An 18512-nucleotide genomic window follows, 5' to 3' on the forward strand; every position below is an offset into this window, starting at 1 on the left:
AACAAGAAAAGGAGTCCATTATGAAACAATATATCCCTGCCTTGGCCTGTATCACTGCCCTGATGACCTTGAGTGCCTGCAGTCCTGCCGGTGATACCGTACCGCCACCACCGGCAGCGGTAAAAGCCCCGGCGGCCCCGGTCATAACCGCTGAATCAGAGGCGCTTTTTCAAGAGGGTTTGCATTCCTACCAAGCGTTTGCATATGACAAGGCCATTGCCGCATATGACAAGGCGCTCGCTGCCGACGGCAGCAATTATAAAGCCTTGTCCGGTAAAGGCGTCGCCCTGGCCATGCGGGGCAATGCCACAGGCAGCAAACAGGATACCGAAGCTGGCATCACGCTGATTCAACAGGCACTGGCTTTGGCTCCCGATTACATTCCCGCATTTTATGATCTGGCCTTGTCCTATAAAATAAACGGGCAATCCCAAGAGGCTATTGATTGGTTTCAAAAAGTTATTGCCAGAGAACCGGATAATACCTGGAGCTATTATGGCATTGCCACCATCTACGGCGATAAAGGACAGACGCAAGAGGCTGTCCGATATCTGAAAAAAGCGGCGGCACTGGATAGGCCGAACGTCAAGGAAGCGGCCCGCTCCCAGTCTCATTTTGACAGTATCCGCAGCACGCCTGAATTCAAAGACTTTATGAAACAATGAGCAGCCCCGGACCGACAGCGCCTGACGCAAATAAAAAAACACCTGCAGCAGCCGCCATAGTCACTATGGCGGCTGACCCGGCAGGTGTTTTTTCATTACATATATTCTTCCGCTATTTCACAAAGTATATGCCCGATCATAATATGCATTTCCTGTGTGCGCGCCGTTGTTTTTGACGGTATGGCCAGGCACACGTCGCAAAGCTTCGCCATTTTCCCGCCACCTATACCGGTCAGTCCAATTACGTGCAGCCCCTTGCCGCGAGCCGCACCGATAGCATTGATCACGTTGGCGCTGTTGCCGGAGGTACTGATGCCAACAAAAACATCGCCTTCCTGGCCCAGTCCTTCTACTTGCCGTTTAAAAACCGTCTCATAGCCATAGTCGTTGGCAACGGCAGTCAGAATAGAGGTATCTACGGTCAGCGCAATCGCCGGAAATGCCGGCCGTTCCTTTTGAAACCGCCCCACAATTTCAGCCGCCAGATGCTGTGCATCAGCGGCACTGCCGCCGTTGCCGCAGAACAGTACCTTGTGCCCGCCTTCCAGAGCCCGGCGAATGATGTCACCGGCTTCCTGAATTGCCGGAGCCAATGCCCTGGTTGCTTCGAGAACTTGTTCGTGTTCCTGCATACGTGCTTCTACAATACTCACATTCTATGCCTCCTTCAATTCCGGCAAGCGCCGTCATCAATGATACGAATTTTCCCCGTATCCGGATGGATAGCCATGCCATATATCGAAACCGTTTTCGGCAAATACGGATTAGACCGCAAATGATGTACCGTACATTGTACGGATTCATCAATATTGCCGATCGGATCCGCCCATGCGGCCAACTTAGGGCGAATAGCCGCAATAGCGTCTTCACCAATACCCGCTTCTGCCATTTTCCGGCAAAGGCTGTCTGAGGTCGTATTCAGCATGCCGCAGCAATCATGTCCCATAACGATGATATCCCGGACACGCAGTTCATATACGGCTACCATCAAACTGCCAACAACGCTGTCAAATTCTTCACCGGCCATATTGCCGGCAACCTTGATGATTTTTGCCTCCCCACGGTGCAGCCCCATGGCCGGCTCTAAAAAATCGACAAGACGCGTATCCATACAGGTCAGCACTGCCAACCTGCGGCTTGGATATTTATCCATAGGCTGCAAGCCTCCCCGGCTTTCACTTTGTTTTAAAAAAGCCTGATTGGCAGCGGCAATTTGTTTCCATAATTCAGACATACTCCGCCTCCTAAAAAGCGTTACTCTTTACTATCTGCACGCGGTACCTGCGCCACAGCCTTCATAACACGGAGCGCACGCACATATTCATCTATACCGGCTGCAGCCTTTCGTCCTTCACGCATAGCCAGTACAACCGTCTGCGGCTTATGCACGATATCGCCGGCAGCAAATACACCGGCACGGCTGGTCATTCCATACGGAAGATCCTGCACGCTGATATAGCCATCACCATCAGCCGTAACTCCCAGGGTCCCGATCATATCCAATTCCGGCTTATTGCCGATAGCGGCAATGATCTTATTGGCCGGAACGACACCAAATTCACCAGTCGGAACCATCGAAGCATCGTCCAGTATTTTTTGCTTTTCATACTGCAATCCCTCTACATGCTCCGTTCCTACAACAGCTCGCGGCGCCGAATAGAATTGAAACCGGACACCGTCGGCCTTTGCTTCTTCATATTCCGACGGAAGGCATTTCATATTTTTTTCGGCACGGCGGTATACAATGGTTACTTCAGCTTTGAGGCGCAGAGCCGTACGGGCCGCATCAATCGCCACGTTGCCCGCTCCAACCACGATTACCTTATCCCCTGCCTGTATAGGCAGATCCGCCAGCGACAATTCACCAAGCTGTACCTGTTCTACCTGCGAAAGAAATACTTCCGCGCCGATAACACCTTCCACCGCATCATTGTCAACTCCAAGTCCCCATACATCGGCAGTGCCAACACCAATAAAGACAGCCTCAAAACCATCTTTCTGCAGTTGTTCCACGGAAATATCCGTGCCTACTTTCACATTATAGTTTACGGAAACGCCCATTTTCTGCAGGTACTCCATTTCCCGATATACATATTCCTTATGCAGACGGAAAGTAGGAATGCCATAGGTCAGCATTCCACCTGGGTGGGAATTTCCTTCAAAAATCGTGACATCGTAATCTCGCTGTGCCAATTCCCGCGCTGCTGCCAGCCCGGCCGGCCCGCTGCCGATAACGGCGACCCTGCCACTCGTCTTTTTACTGGGTACTGCAGGAATAAAACCACAGTCCATTGCCGCATCGGCAATAAACCGTTCAAGTTTTCCGATTTCCACATGCTTTCCCTTTTTATTAAGAATGCAAGCGCCCTCACATTGATTTTCCCGTGGGCACACCCGCCCGCAGATAGCCGGCAGGTCACTGCGGTGATATATATATTCAGCAGCTGCGCGGATATCTCCCTGAACGAGTTCATGAATAAATTGGGGAATTTCGTTTTCGATAGGGCAGCCCTTGCGGCACTGAGGAACTTTGCAGTTCAGGCAGCGCCTGGCTTCAGCTACAGCCTCCGCCATCGTGTAGTCAGCGTCATGAATGGGTTCTTCATGAAAGGACGCTAACGGATTGTTTTTTTCAGACATACGGCACTTCACCTTTCTTTATTTTACATAAAAAAATGGTGCGCCCAAGATGACTCGAACATCCGACACGCAGTTTAGGAAACTGCTGCTCTATCCAGCTGAGCTATGGGCGCACAGTAATGCTGCACGCTATTAATAATACCATGAATTGTAAAAAAAATAAAGATACAATTCGGTGCTGAATCGCACTGCACATCCATCTGCCGCGCAGCGAAAAAAAGAGGAGCCCGTCCCATGTGACAGCAGACGCACGCAGCGCTGCCTTCACACCAACAAAGGCTCCCCCTCATATGCAGGCCTTGAAATAAATTTTGTCCGCCTGTTATGATATCATCTTTCCTTCAGGGACATACCACTTCATGCATAACAAAGCAGGCTTCGTCATGCGTAATATACCCGGCCATCTTTTTACATGTCAAACAGCTTGCAGCCGCCAAATTCAGGAGAGCAGCTGGCCCCTTCAAGAATGACGTCTTTACCGACAGCGAAGCTCTGGGACCATAAACCGTGAAGATTGCAGTACGCATATACCGTACCGGATTCACCAGCTTCAAAGTGTGCTTCCGGCTTGTTACCCGGTTTCAAATATTTAATTTCAATTTTGTCATCTGTTGCCAGTGCAATCCATTCTATATAATGTTTTTCCTCCATCGGATGTGCAACAGCACCGACGACTACATCCAGATTGTCGTCGATTTTCTGAAGACAGGGAACGTGTTTTTCGCCGGCCGCATCAGTGGAATTTGCTTTCAATTTCGTCATCGGTTGTCCGCAACAAACCAAATTAGTGCCGCCGCCATTTTTAACAACTGCAATAATATTACCACATAATTCACAACGATAAAAATCTACTTCTCTCATAATACAAGGCCTCCCTTATGCAAACAAATCATAATGTTATATAATCTATTACTCAAACAAGTAAGTAATAGCAATTATTACTTGTGAAAAGTATACGTTATCGTGATGCATAAGTCAATACTTGAGGCCGAACTTAAGGCTGACTTTACGTGACCTTTACCGCCATTTCCGGGCTCACACGTATTGTCCTTTTTCTTTTTGATACCGTTATTATTCTGGCAGCAATGGCCTATTATGGCAGCAAATCCGCAGCCATTTTTTTCTGCCGCCTTTTCCCTCTTTCTCCTCTGATAAATCTGATTTATAATAAGGTGTATGTTATGCTTTTCATTTTGTATATAAAAAGGACAATTCGTTATGATTAAATTAGATGCACTTGCTACCGAACAGAGTAATCCCGACAGCTGCCGCATAGATGCCGTTTCCACCATCGAGATGCTCCGCATGATCAACAGAGAAGATGCCCATGCAGCAGAGGCTGTAGGCCATATCCTTCCAAACATCGCCAAGGCAGTCGAGCTGACGGCCAGCCGTTTGCGACAGGGCGGCCGCCTGCTGTATATCGGCGCCGGCACCTCAGGCCGTCTGGGAATTCTGGACGCAGTCGAATGCCCGCCTACGTACAGTACGGACCCGTCCCTCGTGCAGGGCATTATCGCAGGCGGAAACGAATCGATGTTCCGGTCCCGGGAGGGAGCCGAAGATTCAGAGGAACTAGGAAAAACCGACCTGCAGGCCCATCATTTGACAGCGGCTGATGTCGTCGCCGGCATCAGCGCCTCCGGGCGTACTCCTTACGTGGTCGGGGCTCTCACCTATGCCGTTTCCTGCGGTGCCGCCGTCATTTCCATATGCTGTACTCCCCATTCCCGCATTGCTGCCTGCTCACAAATTGATCTCTGCGCTCTTACCGGTCCCGAGGTTATCACCGGTTCTACCCGCATGAAAGCGGGAACAGCGCAAAAACTGATTCTCAATATGCTATCCACCGGCACGATGGTCCGTCTTGGCAAAGTCTACGGTAATCTTATGGTCGATGTGAAGGCTTCCAATCAAAAGCTGGAGGAACGAGCCCGCCATATTGTGATGACTGCCACAGGCTGCCGGCGAGACGAGGCTGCGGCAGCTTTAGAGCAATGCGAAGGAAGGGCTAAAACAGCGATATTGATGATCCTGCTCCACCTTTCAGCAGACGACGCGGAAGAAACCCTGCGGCAGTCCCATGGCTATATCAGGCAAGCCTTGCAGGAGGAACGGACATGAATAAAACCGACTACGACCTGGCTCGGTCCATCTACGAAATCGTCGGCCCTGGCAGCAATATCAAGCAGGTGTATCATTGTATGACCCGTCTGCGCCTGCACGTCAGGCAGGACTCCTTTACAGCCGATGAACTCCGGCAGCTTCCCGGCGTTCTTGGCGTCAATAAAGCAGGAGATGAATGGCAAATCATTCTCGGTCCCGGCAAGGCCACAAAGGTCACGCTGGCTTTCAAGACCCTACGGGATATCCCGGCACAGCCTTGTGAAGTACCGGCAAAAGCAGATATATCAGCGCTTTGCCAGCAAGCCTCCACCGGCAATGGCAAGGCTCTGCACGAAGCTATCCGTAAAAAAAATGCCACGCCGGTCAAGCTGGCATTAAAAAAGATTTCTCACATTTTTGTTCCTATCATTCCGGCTTTCATCGCCTGCGGCTTAATCACAGGACTTTTTAACCTTGGCATCAAACTATATCCGGAAGGAGCCGCGCTGCCGTGGATACAGCTTCTGGGCATTGCCGGAAATGCCGCCTTCTGGGGCCTGAATATTTTTGTAGGCATTAATGGCGCCAGAGAATTCGGCGGATCTCCTATGCTGGGCGGCGTTATGGCCGTCATTATCAGCCATCCCGGCTTGTCGCAAATTGATTTATTCGGAGTACCTCTGGTGCCAGGCCGCGGCGGAATCATTGCGGTCCTCCTTGTCGTTTTATTCGCGTCGCAGCTCGAAAAACGTCTGCATAACATCATTCCGGAGATGCTGGATTTATTCCTGACACCTTTTCTGACTGTCGTCGTAACGACAGTCGCTGCCCTTTTCATCTGCCAGCCGGCCGGCGGGTATATTTCAGAGGCCATCGGCTTTGCCGCTACTCAATCAATAGGAGCCGGCGGTGCCGTTACGGGGTTCATTTTGGGAGGAACCTTTCTGCCTATGGTCATGCTGGGCATCCATCAGGGCCTTACTCCGATTCATGCCGAGCTGCTGTCCCGCTACGGCGTTACCATTCTTCTGCCGGTTCTTGCCATGGCCGGCGGCGGTCAGGTCGGATCTTCTTTGGCAGTATATTGCAAAACCAAAAACGCCGCTCTCCGCAAGACCATTGCATCAGCCCTTCCCGTCGGCATCATAGGGATCGGGGAACCGTTGATTTACGGTGTAACCTTGCCCTTGGGACGGCCTTTTATCGGTGCTTGTATCGGCGGAGCATGCGGCGGCGCTGTCCAGGCCTCCTATATGGTAGGTTCGGCTGCGCTAGGAATTTCCGGGCTGCCCCTGGCCGCCAGTACCGACAATATCCCCATATATCTGCTCGGTCTGGCCGTGTCCTATGCCGCCGGCTTTGCCGCAACGTGGATCATTGGTTTTGACGATCCGGAAGAAACTACACAGGAGGTTTGATATGAAAACAGGAATTTCACTATATCCCGGTCTGGATGGCTCCGAAAAAAAAATGCCGGAATATATTCAAAAAGCAGCAGAATTAGGCATTAAACGTGTATTTACCTCACTTCATATCCCGGAGTCAGACGCGGCGGCCTTACGGCCGGAATTATCCTGCCTGCTACAGACAGCCCGTTATTACCAGATGGACGTCATTGCCGATATATCACCACAGGCCTGTGCTGTTCTCGGCATACGCAGCCTGTCACCGCTGGCGATTCAAGAGCTGGGGATCACAACGGTACGCCTGGACTTTGGTTTTACAATAGACAAAGCAGCTTTATTCAGCCGGTTTATGTCCATACAGCTCAACGCCTCCACCATACGGCCGGATACCCTTTATGCTTTGAAAAAGGCCGGTGCTGATCTAGCACACATAGACGCGCTTCATAATTTCTATCCCCGCCCCTATACAGGCCTCAGCGAAAGCTATGCGGCGGCACAAACACGCTGGCTGCAGAGCAAGGGCATTACAGTCGGAGCCTTTATCGCCAGCCAGCATGGCCGCCGCGGTCCGCTGCAGGAAGGCCTGCCCACCCTGGAACAGCACCGCAATTACAGCGTCAGCCTGGCAGCACGCCATCTGGCTGCTTTGGGCATGAATTCTGTATTTATCGGTGACCCAGTTCCTTCTGACAACGAACTGTGCGATTTAGCCGATACAGGACGGGAAGAAAAAGATACGGTTGTTCTCAAAGGACGGCTGCTGAACCGCGAACCATATATCCGCGATCTCCTGTCTCATACCTTTACGGCCCGTTGGGACCCGGCTGCCGACGTCATCCGGGCGCAGGAGGGGCGGACCTATATCTCCGATCATATTGTTCACGCCGATACAGACCGCTGCCGGATACGGCAGCGCGGAGATATTACCGTGGACACCGCCGCCTTTCTCCGCTATATGGGTGAAGTCCAGATTGTGCTGCGAGATCTTCCTGCCGAAAGGCGTACCTGCATTGCCGCTCAGATCCTGCCGGAGGAAGAATTTCTCCTGCCATATATTACGCCGGGACGAAAATTTCGCTTTGAATGGATACGCTGACCCGCTTTATCCCCGCCGGTTCAATACGATAACAGCCAGCAAAATACATATAATACCGCTGAGGTTGGTCCAGGTCAGTGGTTCATGAAAAACTGCTACGCCCATGACCGTGGATGCCAACGGCTCCACAGAAGCAAAAATAGAAGCTTTTCCTGCTTCCATTCTATTCAGCCCGATCGTATACAGGCCGTAGGGAAGAACCGTAATAACTGTCCCCAGCATAAAAAACCAAAAAAATGCCGATGGGATGGATATCGCCATGATGGCAAACTCTAACGGCCGGCTGAAACCAATCAGGCCCAGAAAGCCGATGATAAAGGTCCATGCCGTTACCGTGACCGGCGAATATTTTGTCAAGGCATACCGTCCGAAAACAGAATACATAGCATAGCCCAGACCTGCTCCCAATCCGGCCAAGACACCGGGCATATTGACCTTTTCCAATCCCAGGCCGCTGACAAGGACGCAGCCGGCAAACGCAAAAATAAGGCAGACGGCCTTTACCGGCGTAAAGGCCTCTTTAAACAGAATAACTGACAGCACCATGACGATACTCGGTGCCGTATACAGCAGAATAGCGGCCATAGACAATGTCGTAAGCTGTATCGCCGTGAAATAACACACATTGAAAAAGGCAATGCTGAACAAGCCCAAACCCAAAAACATCCAAAGATCACGGACATGGATGCGGAAATTACGCGGCTGCGTTACCGCAATAAAGAGAATCATAACAACAGCACTGATAAAACAGCGTCCACAAGTGATCTGGACAGACGAAAAGCCCAAGGCAGATAAATGTCTCGTAAAAAGACCAATAATTCCCCAGCAAATTCCTGCACTCATCACAAAAAATGGCGCAAGCCGGCTATTTTCCTTCATAACATAGATTCCCCCTTTTTATTGCTTCTCATCTAATCGTAAAGATATTTATCCATTTGTCAATATTCAGCAAGCATTTTTTTAATGTGATGCATATGCTGCCGCTGTAAATCGGGCCGGCAGCCAGTCATTTCATTGATTTTGAACACACAAAAAAACGGCAGACGGAAATAAAGAGCCGCTGTCTTTATCTATCCGTCTGCCGCAACCAACACGATTTTACTGCTTATTGACCGATTCAATACGATGGATATCTCCCACAATAAAAATAAAGGAAAACACACCGACCGCAGCAATACAGCTGATGAAAACCATAGCGCCTACGAAGGAACCGGTCATCTGAACAATCATGCCTATAACGATTGGGGTAATAATACCCGCCAAATTACCGATAAAATTGAATACACCGCCTGCGAGCCCGACAGAATCGGCCGGCGCAATATCGCCGACGGTACTCCACACAATAGCGGCCATTCCCTGCCCAAAAAAAGCCACAGCCATAATGGCAATAACGGCAGTTAAAGAATCCGCATAATTAGCAGCCATAATTGTCATTGAACAAAGAAGTCCGCAAATAACAGGTGTCTTGCGGGCTTGTGAAAGGCTTTTGCCGTGTCTAAGCATGGAATCCGACCAATAGCCTCCGAGAAGAACACCGCAAAGTGCGCCAATGTAGGGAATAACAGCATAAAAACCAGCTTTAAGCATGGGCATTTGCTTGGCAACAACCAAATAGGTAGGAAACCAGGTTAAAAAGAAATACATCGTACTCGTATTGGCAAACTGTCCCAGATATACTCCCAGAAGCTGACGATGCTTGAATAATTCCAAAACCTGCGCCCGGGAAATATGTGCTGCTTTTCCTGCTTTTTCAGCCAAACCGCCGCCAGTCCGTATATAATTCAGTTCGGCTTCATTAGCTCCCCGGCATTCTTTGGGGTCTTTGTACAGAAAATACCAGAAACCGCTGGCGATGACCCCGATTATCCCGGTCACATAAAAGATTTCCCGCCACCCGAAATGCTCCAGCAGCCAAAATAATACGGGAGTCAAAAATGCCAGTCCTATAAATTCGCCGGCCGTATAAATCGATGTCGCCGTCGCTCGTTCGCTATCAGGAAACCAGCTTGCCACTACGCGGCTATTTGTCGGAAATGCCGGTGCTTCTGCAGCCCCAATGGCCATGCGAATACCAAATAAAGAGGCAAAACTTTTACCAAACCCCATCAAGACAGTAAACCCAGACCATAAAAACAAGGAAATCGTATACGCGATGCGGGAACCGAAATGCTCCAAAAACCACCCGCCGGGAATCTGCATCAGACCGTAAGACCAAGCGAAAGCAGAAAAAAGCAGCCCCATGGATGCTGCGTTAAAACCGAGCTCAGCACTCATGCTGGGAGCCGCTACAGCCATATTCGTCCGATCGAGATAGTTAATCGCCGTCAAAACAAACAATAAAAATAGCATAAACCAGCGTTTATTGGTTTTCTTCTGCGCCGCGTGTTCTTTCATATTTTCCGGCCCCATTGCCATCTCTCCTTTTTTCCAGCCTCACGATTCATGATTTCGACCAAAGTTTGTTACATAATTCACATATAAATTTTCACATTTCTCTCTTCTTTTTATTGTATCTAAAGAAATGCCACATAACAATTACATTTTATCTTATTTTTTAATAGTTTATATCTATCAGTTTATACACATAGATATATACCGATAGATACTCTTTATGAGTTATAGATAACTTACCGCTAATTTTAAAAGAGCAATGCTAAATTACTGCTGATCACATTTATTTACGCTATATTTTCGGCGTATAATTAAAGAAACCAAAAAACACAATATATCTTTCATTATAAAGCATGATATAATATACGTATTATATGTATGAATAACAGCGATTATACGTTCTGACATTTTGTCTGTCTCTTTACTTCTGAAGGGAGATCTGATTATGCATCTCTTATTTCATTCTTCAAAAAGGAAAATACTGGCGTCAGCTGTCAGCCTCAGTCTTCTTACTGGTTTTATACCGGGCGCAACCTGCATGCAGGCCTTTGATCTGGGTACTTTGGGGACCCTTATCGGAGCCGGCGCTGAATATGCTTATCTGAATAAGCAGCTGACCTATCTGGACAATGAAGGACGCGACGATTTTATGGTTCAGCTTAAAGAAAAATACGGTGTCAACACGGATCCCCGGGCCAACATGATGGTATCCCAGATCATGACCCGCCTATCTGACTCTGTCGCAAAAACAGATCCGTCCATTCTGAAAAAGCCTTACAATTATTTTGTCAATAACGACACGACCTTCAATGCCTTCTGCACCATCGGGCACAACATGAGCGTCAACATCGGCCTTTTTGAACCATTAAATTATAACCAAAACGAAGTTGCCTTCGTCCTGGCACATGAAATGGGGCACGGACAGAAAAATCATCCGGTCCAGGGAATCAAAAAATCCATGCCGATAAGCCTCATTGCGTCTTTATACGGTTCCAACGGCGGTGCCGCACAGCTTGGATCTGCGATCCTTTCTCAAATCGGCACGGCCAATTTGGTCACAAAGCCCATGGAAAAAGAAGCAGATGCCCTGGCCTTTATATATGCCGTAGGAGCTGGCTATAATCCCGGTGCCGGGGCCGCCCTTTGGCAGCGCATGCTTGACAAAGACGGCACGGTCAAAACCAGCGGTGTCATGGAGCTGTTTAATGATCATCCTGCCACAATCAGCCGCCGCGATACCTATAACAAAACCCTGACCAAATGGAGCAATAACATCGTCAGCATCCACGCTGACACAGGCATGATTTCTATCCGCGGCCAAAACTGGTATCAGCCGAAGGACACATCCGATATGAGCGGCAGGGAACGGGCTTACCTGATTGCCGGTAATCTGTCCGCCATCTATCATCAAAACAAAAAGCCTTCCGAATTGATCTATATAACGGACAGCCGCATGCTCTGCGTAGGAAATCAGCCTATTATGGATCTGCATGCCGTCCATAATCCCCAGGCGGTTATTGACCGCCTCCAGGCTTTACTATAAAAGAGAATATCTCCGCCACCAGCCTAAGAGATATTTATGACACCGATTTATCGCTGGAGAATCATTTATGGCATGAATATTTTCTTTCTTTTCACGTTATCAAATGATAGAATATATAGTATAGGAGGATATATACAATTATGAATCATGAAATGAAATTAGCCGTAGTCATTGATGCCGAAAATATTTCCAGCAAATATATTGAGGTGATCCTGTCAGAAGCCAATAATCTGGGGGACGTCATATATAAACGAATTTATGGCAACTGGACTACGACGCAGATGGCTTCGTGGCGTGATACTATTTTAGACAACGCCATCCAGCCTGTACAGCAGTACAGCAACACAATCCGTAAAAATTCGTCGGATTCCGCACTGATCATCGACACAATGGATCTGCTGTATCAAAGCAATCTGGACGGCTTTTGCATTGTCTCATCTGACAGTGATTTTACCCGTCTGGCATCTCGCCTGCGGGAATCGCAAAAATATGTACTGGGGATGGGGGAAAGCAAAACGCCTCGTTCTTTTATCTCAGCCTGCAACAAATTTCTTTATCTAGACGTGCTTTTGGAAGAAGCCGAAGAAAGCGAAGGTGACGTTGATACCGCCAAAACGTCCGGAATTTCCGATGTATGTCTGACGACTCCGCTGACCAGCCGGATCCTATCGGAAAAGACGCCAGGCAAAGATTTTTTCACCATCAAGCAGGCATTGATCAAGCTGACAGAGGAAAATTCCGATGACAATGGCTGGATTTTTTCAGGAACGCTGGGAAATCTCCTAAGCAAACAATTTTCTGACTTTGATGTGCGAAATTTCGGCTACAAGAAATTTGTGCCCTTCATCGAATCCTTAAAATTATTTGATGTTAATACGATTACGGACGACAAAAACAAAACGGTAAAGCATAACTATTTTAAGCTTAAGCCCATGCCGCCCCGTCCGCTGCGCACACGTCACAATGCTGCCCACAAACGCTATAAATAATTCCCATCAAAGGATTTTTTATTATGATCGATGATAATACACAAAAAGCGCTGAAATCACTTGCTATGCGAAAGGTAAATTCAACGATCGCTATTGCTGCCGATTTGGCAAACGACCATCTGAACAGCATTTGCCGCATCGCCTTAGCATGGATCTGCAACGGCAGCGTACATGGCATATCCTATCTGGTCAAGCCTCCGGAGGATCAGTTTACTTCCCGAAAAATCACAGCCGATATGGTACAGGATAGTCAGTCATTTGCGACTGTATGGGATGAAGAAATCAGTATGCTGCTGAAGGATGGGGTTCTCTCCGCCTACCGATCCGAGTATCTTTTTCTGTCAATCAAAGCCAGTTACGAAGCCGGGGGGCGCCCTTTTGTCTTCACTGACGTCTATATCCGTGATTTGAGATTTTTGGCGTCAACGTACATTCCCGATCTGGGCAATGATTCCTTTGTATCGATCATGCACTACATGAAAATCCCTGTTGATCTGGATAACGCATTAAGCCGTGCCATGGCCTGCGTCTGTGGCATCGACTGGCTGGAAAAGCTATATCCCGTCACGGGATACGGCATTCCGCTATCTGCTATTATGGCGGGAGCGCTTCAGCCACCGATATCTGAATCCCCCAAACCGCAGCATGAAGGACAGCATAAATACGAGCGTCTTTCCTATTATACCCGTATTTTTTTTATTCCCTTTCTTATTTTGTGTTTATTTGTAACTAGTTATTATTTATACCGCTATGAGCAGCTGAAAAAAACAGATATCGATTTCTCAGCTTATTCGGCAACAAAACTGCCGCAGCCGGAACCTGCTGCGGCTCCGGCACCGCTTACCAGAGACCGGCACTACATCATGATGCGCGGTGCCTATGTCATCCCCGAGGAAGGCGCTATTGCTCCCTTTATAGAAGCCATGAAATCTCGGGATATCGAAAAAATCCGAGCCATGATCCGTGCTGATAAGGTCGTCGTTCTGGTAAACCCGACACGTGTCCAAATTTTGGGAGAACCTGAAAAAAACGGCTTTATCCCCATCAAAATTTTAGAAGGTGACTACACGGATATGACCGGCTTTGCTTCGACTACAATGATTAATAAATAGAAATGCTTTATACGGAAAATATCTCTCCCCTCAAAAAAGAGCCTGTCTCTTTTTTGAGGGGCTTTTCAGCAGATATCTCGCTACCTGCTGCTGTCGACAGACTCATGTCTGCTCCAGCCGCACCTTGAAGGAAATTCTGCGCGGTGTTTTCATATTGTCAAATTGAACCACATTGGCCGCTTGATCCTGCTCCACCTCCAGCACAGTACCCCAGCCAAAGATTCCATGCTTTACCCGCTGTCCCACAGCAAAACCGCTTTTGCCGGGGGGCTCTGCAAGATAGCGCTGACTGCGCGCAACATAGTCTCTGGCTTCCTGGATTAATTCTTCCTGAGGTGCCTGCATATACGTAAGCAGCTCTGGCGCAATGTCTAAAAGGAACCTGGACGGGTATCGCAATGAACCATCAAAATGACTCCCTGCAGCTTCAGATAGGTACAAGCCCTTTTCCGCGCGAGTCATAGCAACAAAGGCCAGACGCCGTTCTTCCTCCATCCCCTGCCGCGTCCGCGTCCGCCGGGAAGGGAAGATCCCTTCATTCATTCCGCATAAAAATACATAGGGAAATTCCAGCCCTTTCGCTGCATGTACCGTCATCAGTTTTATCTTATCGACGCGGGTTTCCGCATCACGGTTAGTAAACAACGCCACATGGGCCAAATACTGTTCCAGCGTACTTTCTTCCCCACAGGCCATTTCATATTCATACACAGATTGCTTCAGTTCAGCAAGATTATCCAGCCGCTCCTGACTGCCTTCCGTCCGAAGCAGAGATTCATAACCACTCTTATCCAAAATATCCGATAATACTTCAGAGACAGGCCGTTCTCCTTGATTTGCCGCAACATTTTCTATAAGAGAAATAAACGACAGAGCCCCGGTTCCTTTGAATAGGGTCTCTTCCATGTTTTCATGCAGTGCCTGATAGAGAGAGCATTCTTTCTGCTCAGCATATTTCTGCAAAAATGCAATACGCCGTTTACCAAGATTTCGTTTAGGTATATTGACGATTCGCAAAAAAGACAAATCATCCTTATACACAATGATGCGAAGATACGAAAGAGCATCTTTAATTTCCCGGCGATTGAAAAACTGAGTGCCGCTATACAGAGTATATGGTATTTGTTCCCGCATCAGCGCTTCCTCCACCGGTCGGGTCACATAATGGGCCCGGTAGAGCACCGTCATATCCCGATAGGATATCCCCTGCTCATAACAGGCTTGTATTTGTCCGACAACCCACGCCGCTTCGGCCTCCTGCGTCTCTCCATGATAACCTAGGACGGGCTGTCCATCAGGAAGCATGGCAACTAGCTTTTTTTCAAGACGATGGCAGTTTTTACTGATAAGTGAATTGGCTGCGGCCAAGATCTGCGGCGTCGATCGATAGTTTTGCATCATCATAACGGTTGTAACATTTGGAAATATCTTGTCGAAATCCATCAGATAGGTCGCGTCGGCTCCCCGCCACGTATAAATAGTCTGATCCGGATCTCCTACAATAAACAGATTTTTATGATAACCGCAAAGTACCTCCATCAATTGATATTGCAGCTTATCAATATCTTGAAATTCATCGATCATAATGTATTCCAAACGCTGCTGCCACTTTTTCTTGATATCCTCATTTTCCGCAAAAATATACAGGGAAAATTTGATCAGATCATTATAATCCAATCCAAAACATTTCTTCTCCTGATATAAATATCCATAAAAAATAATATCCTCTGCCCGAGACGCGTCCATATACTTTTGCTTTAAAGTATCCAAAGACATTATAATCATATCGCGATAATAATCTGGTTCCTTGAACAGCTTTCGGATTTCAATCATATCACGGGCTCTGCTAAAGGTCATATTCCGCAGCGTCAGGCCCCGTTCATCATAAACAAGCTGCAGCATCGCATCTATATCAGCATTATCCAGAACCAGAAAGCTTTTAGGATATTGAATGGCATGGCTGTCCTCCTGAAGAATAGATACACAAAAACCATGAAACGTATTGATGTAACCCGTATCGTTATCTCCGGTCAGATTATGGATGCGCTGCCGCATTTCATTGGCCGACTTATTGGTAAACGTCACACAGAGGATATGTCCAGGCAATATGCCCAGCTCGTCCACCAAAAAGGCAAACCGACGAGAAAGCGCGCGAGTCTTGCCGGAACCTGCTCCGGCAATGACTCGAATAAACCCTTCCGTAGCCGTGACCGCCTTTCGCTGGGAAGGATTTAATCCGTCCAAATAATCCATCATACCACACCCTCCTTAAAATTTTTTTACTTATTATACCATTTTTTAGATACACATATAAACCGGCCGTACCTGCGGAAATTTTTTTTATAGGCAGACAGCCATAAAAATCAGGGCCGCACCCATGTGTTTCTCTGCCCTTGGATGTGGCCCTGTCAGGTATTTTTCCATGTTATTATTTTTCAAAATAACCGGGAAAACGCTGCTTCATCATGTCGATATTTTCATGATACCGATGCAGATGCCGCCGCGCTGCCGCACAGGCTTCCTGTTCATCTTTTTTTTCTATGGCTTCGATAAGCTGCTTGTGATCCATGAGAACGTGCTTTTTAGGTTGGCAGCGGAAGCTCAACACTGTCGTCCTGTCAAAGTGCGGCGCCACGGCCTGTACGATTTCATTCCAATATTCTTTACCACACATCGTGTACAGCATCGCATGAAAGGCTTTATCCAATTCAAAAATTTTTCGTTCCTGCTGTTTTTCAATGTAGTACTGCCAGACAATAACATTTTCCCGAAGAATATCTATTTGTTCATTTGTCAGCAAGCGGCAGGCCTGCACTGCGATCTCCCCTTCCAGCACTTCGCGCAGCTGGCGTACTTCCTCTACTCTTTTTTCGTCAATATAAGACACATACGTCCCCCGTTTAGGCCGTATGTCAATCAGATGATCCTTATGAAGTTCTAAAATAGCCTCACGAATCGGCGTCCGGCTTAGCTGAAAGAACTGACACAGTTCTTTTTCCACTATTTTTTCACCGGGCTGCAGCGCAATATTGACAATATTATGCGTAAGCACACGCTTTATATATTGCTTAGCCGATTCGGCACGGCCTTTCTCCAAAATTTCCATTCTGCAGCTCCTTTTCCTGTATAGCACATGGGTTATGCGGCAGCCCATGCATAGGTATAATAAAAAAAGACTACTGCTTCATGGCGGATCACAGTAGTCCTGCTCAGTATTCCTGATCCATCTCTTATTTAAAATAGGTCGGGTATTGTTTTTTCAGTGTCGCTACATCACCGATGACCTTGTTGATGTGGTCTGTGATTACTTCGACGCCGCGTCGCGTATCATGCTGGAGAATGGCCTCAAGGATAGCCTGATGCTGACTGTACAGTATATGCATCTGTTCTCTGGCTGCCGTAATATTCAGCATGCGGGCTCGCAGATAGTCCAGATTAGAGTCCTGTATAATCTGCCAAACATGCAGCTTGGAGCAGCCCTCGTATAAAATGCGGTGCATTTCATTATCACTTTTGAAAAAGCGGTCCACGTCTTCATTTCCCACAAAAAGTTCCTGCTCCTTCAGACATTGACGCAGCTGTTCCTTCCAAGGGTCCTGAAATTCCTCACAAGCCAGCGCTATGATCGCTTTTTCCAGCGTCACCCGCAAAAAACGAAATTCAGAAATCTGCTCCGTATCAATTTTGGATACAAAGGTTCCCCGCTGGGGCAGCACATCAAGCAGCCCCTTTTGCGATAAGCGGATAAACGCTTCCCGTACAGGTGTCCGGCTGACTGACAAAACTGTGGAAAATACTTGTTCGGACATGGCCATCCCCGGTAACAGATGAAGTCTCATGATATTTTGATATAATACCCGATATGCATATTCTCTGACTGTTTCTCTATTTTCTTTTTCCAGCAATACTAATCCATCCATATAACTCCCTGCAGTCTCTGCACTATTTTGGTCATTACCCGTCTTATATATTTCATTAGAATCATTATATTACAATTATAAAAAATAATCCATAATGTAAAGCAAACGGATACCAAAGAAATTATTTTCTTTTGCATACCGTTTGCTTTGAAAGTACGATCTGTTTTATTTTATGCGTTACATTCACAGTGCCGTGAAGCACCATTCCTTTTTATGATTCTGCCAGATTATTTATGATTTTCCGAATACGTTCCGTATAGGCCGCATCAGTTAAAAACACCTGGTTGGGATTCATGGCGAAGGTGGTATTCCATTCTGCTTGATCTTTATATTTAGGAACTAAATGAATATGCAGGTGATGACCCAAATCGGCATACGCACCGTAATTGACTTTATCAGGGTGAAAAGCTCCGTGGATAGCCCGCGAAGCTCTGGCTACATCGGCAAAAAAAGCGTTTCGTTCCGCATTATTGAGATCAATTAGCTCGCCAACATGTTTTTTATACGCAACAATACACCGTCCGGGATGGCTTTGTTCTTTAAAAAGTACCAGCATACTGACGGACAGATCACAAATATATATACCGAATTCAGCCAGCGGTGCGCCCTTAACGCAGTATCCGCAATGCCCATCTATCATATAG

Annotated in this window: 17 protein-coding genes and 1 tRNA gene; 7 read left to right on the plus strand and 11 right to left on the minus strand. The window is 47.6% G+C overall.

Translation table 11 applies throughout. The features are described from left to right. The first annotated feature begins 20 nt into the window (after window positions 1-20). Complete coding sequence (locus tag AB840_RS00970; protein WP_048512952.1) at window positions 21-665, plus strand: tetratricopeptide repeat protein; 645 nt, start codon at window positions 21-23, stop codon at window positions 663-665. A gap of 95 nt (window positions 666-760) precedes the next feature. On the opposite strand, the gene gmhA is transcribed toward AB840_RS00970, so the two are convergent. The 5 genes from gmhA to AB840_RS00995 all read right to left on the minus strand — a co-directional run bounded on the left by gmhA (window position 761) and on the right by AB840_RS00995 (window position 4166). Continuing rightward, window positions 761-1297 (minus strand): D-sedoheptulose 7-phosphate isomerase, encoded by a 537-nt coding sequence (gene gmhA, locus AB840_RS00975; protein ID WP_171969722.1) that lies wholly within the window; start codon window positions 1295-1297, stop codon window positions 761-763. A gap of 35 nt (window positions 1298-1332) precedes the next feature. Next, window positions 1333-1899 carry a beta-class carbonic anhydrase gene (locus AB840_RS00980; protein ID WP_048512954.1) on the minus strand — a complete coding sequence of 189 codons (567 nt, stop codon included), beginning with the start codon at window positions 1897-1899 and terminating at the stop codon, window positions 1333-1335. Window positions 1900-1919: 20 nt separating this feature from the next. Further along, entirely contained in the window at window positions 1920-3305 is a 1386-nt protein-coding gene (locus AB840_RS00985) for an NAD(P)-dependent oxidoreductase (protein ID WP_048512955.1), read from the minus strand. Window positions 3306-3341: 36 nt separating this feature from the next. Then, window positions 3342-3418: transfer RNA gene (locus tag AB840_RS00990), tRNA-Arg, on the minus strand. Between the two features lie 295 nt (window positions 3419-3713). After that, the gene (locus AB840_RS00995; RefSeq protein ID WP_048512956.1) at window positions 3714-4166 is read right to left on the minus strand and encodes a desulfoferrodoxin; all 453 of its coding nucleotides are present in this window, start codon (window positions 4164-4166) and stop codon (window positions 3714-3716) included. 357 nt (window positions 4167-4523) lie between these two features. On the opposite strand from AB840_RS00995, the gene murQ reads away from it, so the two are divergent. Genes murQ through AB840_RS01015 form a run of 3 tightly spaced genes read left to right on the plus strand, consistent with a single transcriptional unit; the run spans window position 4524 to window position 7913 of the window. Beyond that, window positions 4524-5429 carry an N-acetylmuramic acid 6-phosphate etherase gene (murQ, locus tag AB840_RS01005; protein WP_048512958.1) on the plus strand — a complete coding sequence of 302 codons (906 nt, stop codon included), beginning with the start codon at window positions 4524-4526 and terminating at the stop codon, window positions 5427-5429. Beyond that, complete coding sequence (locus AB840_RS01010) at window positions 5426-6829, plus strand: PTS transporter subunit EIIC (RefSeq protein ID WP_048512959.1); 1404 nt, start codon at window positions 5426-5428, stop codon at window positions 6827-6829. Before murQ ends, AB840_RS01010 begins: the two co-directional genes overlap by 4 nt. Before the next feature lies 1 nt (window position 6830). Then, window positions 6831-7913, plus strand: coding sequence for a DUF871 domain-containing protein (locus tag AB840_RS01015; protein WP_048512960.1), 1083 nt, complete (start codon window positions 6831-6833; stop codon window positions 7911-7913). Window positions 7914-7919: 6 nt separating this feature from the next. Here the strand turns inward: AB840_RS01015 and AB840_RS01020 are convergent, their stop codons facing one another. Together AB840_RS01020 and AB840_RS01025 are read right to left on the minus strand one after the other, a co-directional pair. After that, window positions 7920-8792, minus strand: a complete 873-nt coding sequence (locus AB840_RS01020; RefSeq protein ID WP_048512961.1) for a DMT family transporter — start codon at window positions 8790-8792, stop codon at window positions 7920-7922. A 219-nt stretch (window positions 8793-9011) separates the two neighbouring features. After that, window positions 9012-10322, minus strand: coding sequence for an MFS transporter (locus AB840_RS01025; protein ID WP_078791688.1), 1311 nt, complete (start codon window positions 10320-10322; stop codon window positions 9012-9014). Between the two features lie 427 nt (window positions 10323-10749). Between AB840_RS01025 and AB840_RS01030 the strand changes: the two genes are divergently transcribed. The 3 genes from AB840_RS01030 (at window position 10750) to AB840_RS01040 (ending at window position 13948) form a co-directional block, all read left to right on the plus strand. Beyond that, window positions 10750-11847, plus strand: coding sequence for a M48 family metallopeptidase (locus AB840_RS01030; RefSeq protein ID WP_053078119.1), 1098 nt, complete (start codon window positions 10750-10752; stop codon window positions 11845-11847). A 140-nt stretch (window positions 11848-11987) separates the two neighbouring features. Beyond that, a complete protein-coding gene (locus AB840_RS01035; RefSeq protein ID WP_048512963.1) occupies window positions 11988-12836 on the plus strand; it encodes an NYN domain-containing protein in 849 nt (282 codons plus the stop codon). A 23-nt stretch (window positions 12837-12859) separates the two neighbouring features. Further along, window positions 12860-13948 (plus strand): 3'-5' exonuclease family protein, encoded by a 1089-nt coding sequence (locus AB840_RS01040; RefSeq protein ID WP_234984857.1) that lies wholly within the window; start codon window positions 12860-12862, stop codon window positions 13946-13948. Between the two features lie 102 nt (window positions 13949-14050). On the opposite strand, the gene AB840_RS01045 is transcribed toward AB840_RS01040, so the two are convergent. The 4 genes from AB840_RS01045 to AB840_RS01060 form a co-directional block, all read right to left on the minus strand. Then, entirely contained in the window at window positions 14051-16204 is a 2154-nt protein-coding gene (locus AB840_RS01045; RefSeq protein WP_048512964.1) for an ATP-dependent helicase, read from the minus strand. A gap of 172 nt (window positions 16205-16376) precedes the next feature. Then, a complete protein-coding gene (locus AB840_RS01050) occupies window positions 16377-17054 on the minus strand; it encodes a GntR family transcriptional regulator (protein ID WP_048512965.1) in 678 nt (225 codons plus the stop codon). Between the two features lie 124 nt (window positions 17055-17178). After that, window positions 17179-17868 (minus strand): GntR family transcriptional regulator, encoded by a 690-nt coding sequence (locus AB840_RS01055; RefSeq protein WP_048512966.1) that lies wholly within the window; start codon window positions 17866-17868, stop codon window positions 17179-17181. Window positions 17869-18079: 211 nt separating this feature from the next. Beyond that, a complete protein-coding gene (locus tag AB840_RS01060; RefSeq protein ID WP_048512967.1) occupies window positions 18080-18508 on the minus strand; it encodes an HIT family protein in 429 nt (142 codons plus the stop codon). Window positions 18509-18512: the final 4 nt, after the last annotated feature.

This window comes from Megasphaera cerevisiae DSM 20462, from assembly GCF_001045675.1.
Classification (GTDB): Bacteria; Bacillota; Negativicutes; order Veillonellales; family Megasphaeraceae; genus Megasphaera; species Megasphaera cerevisiae.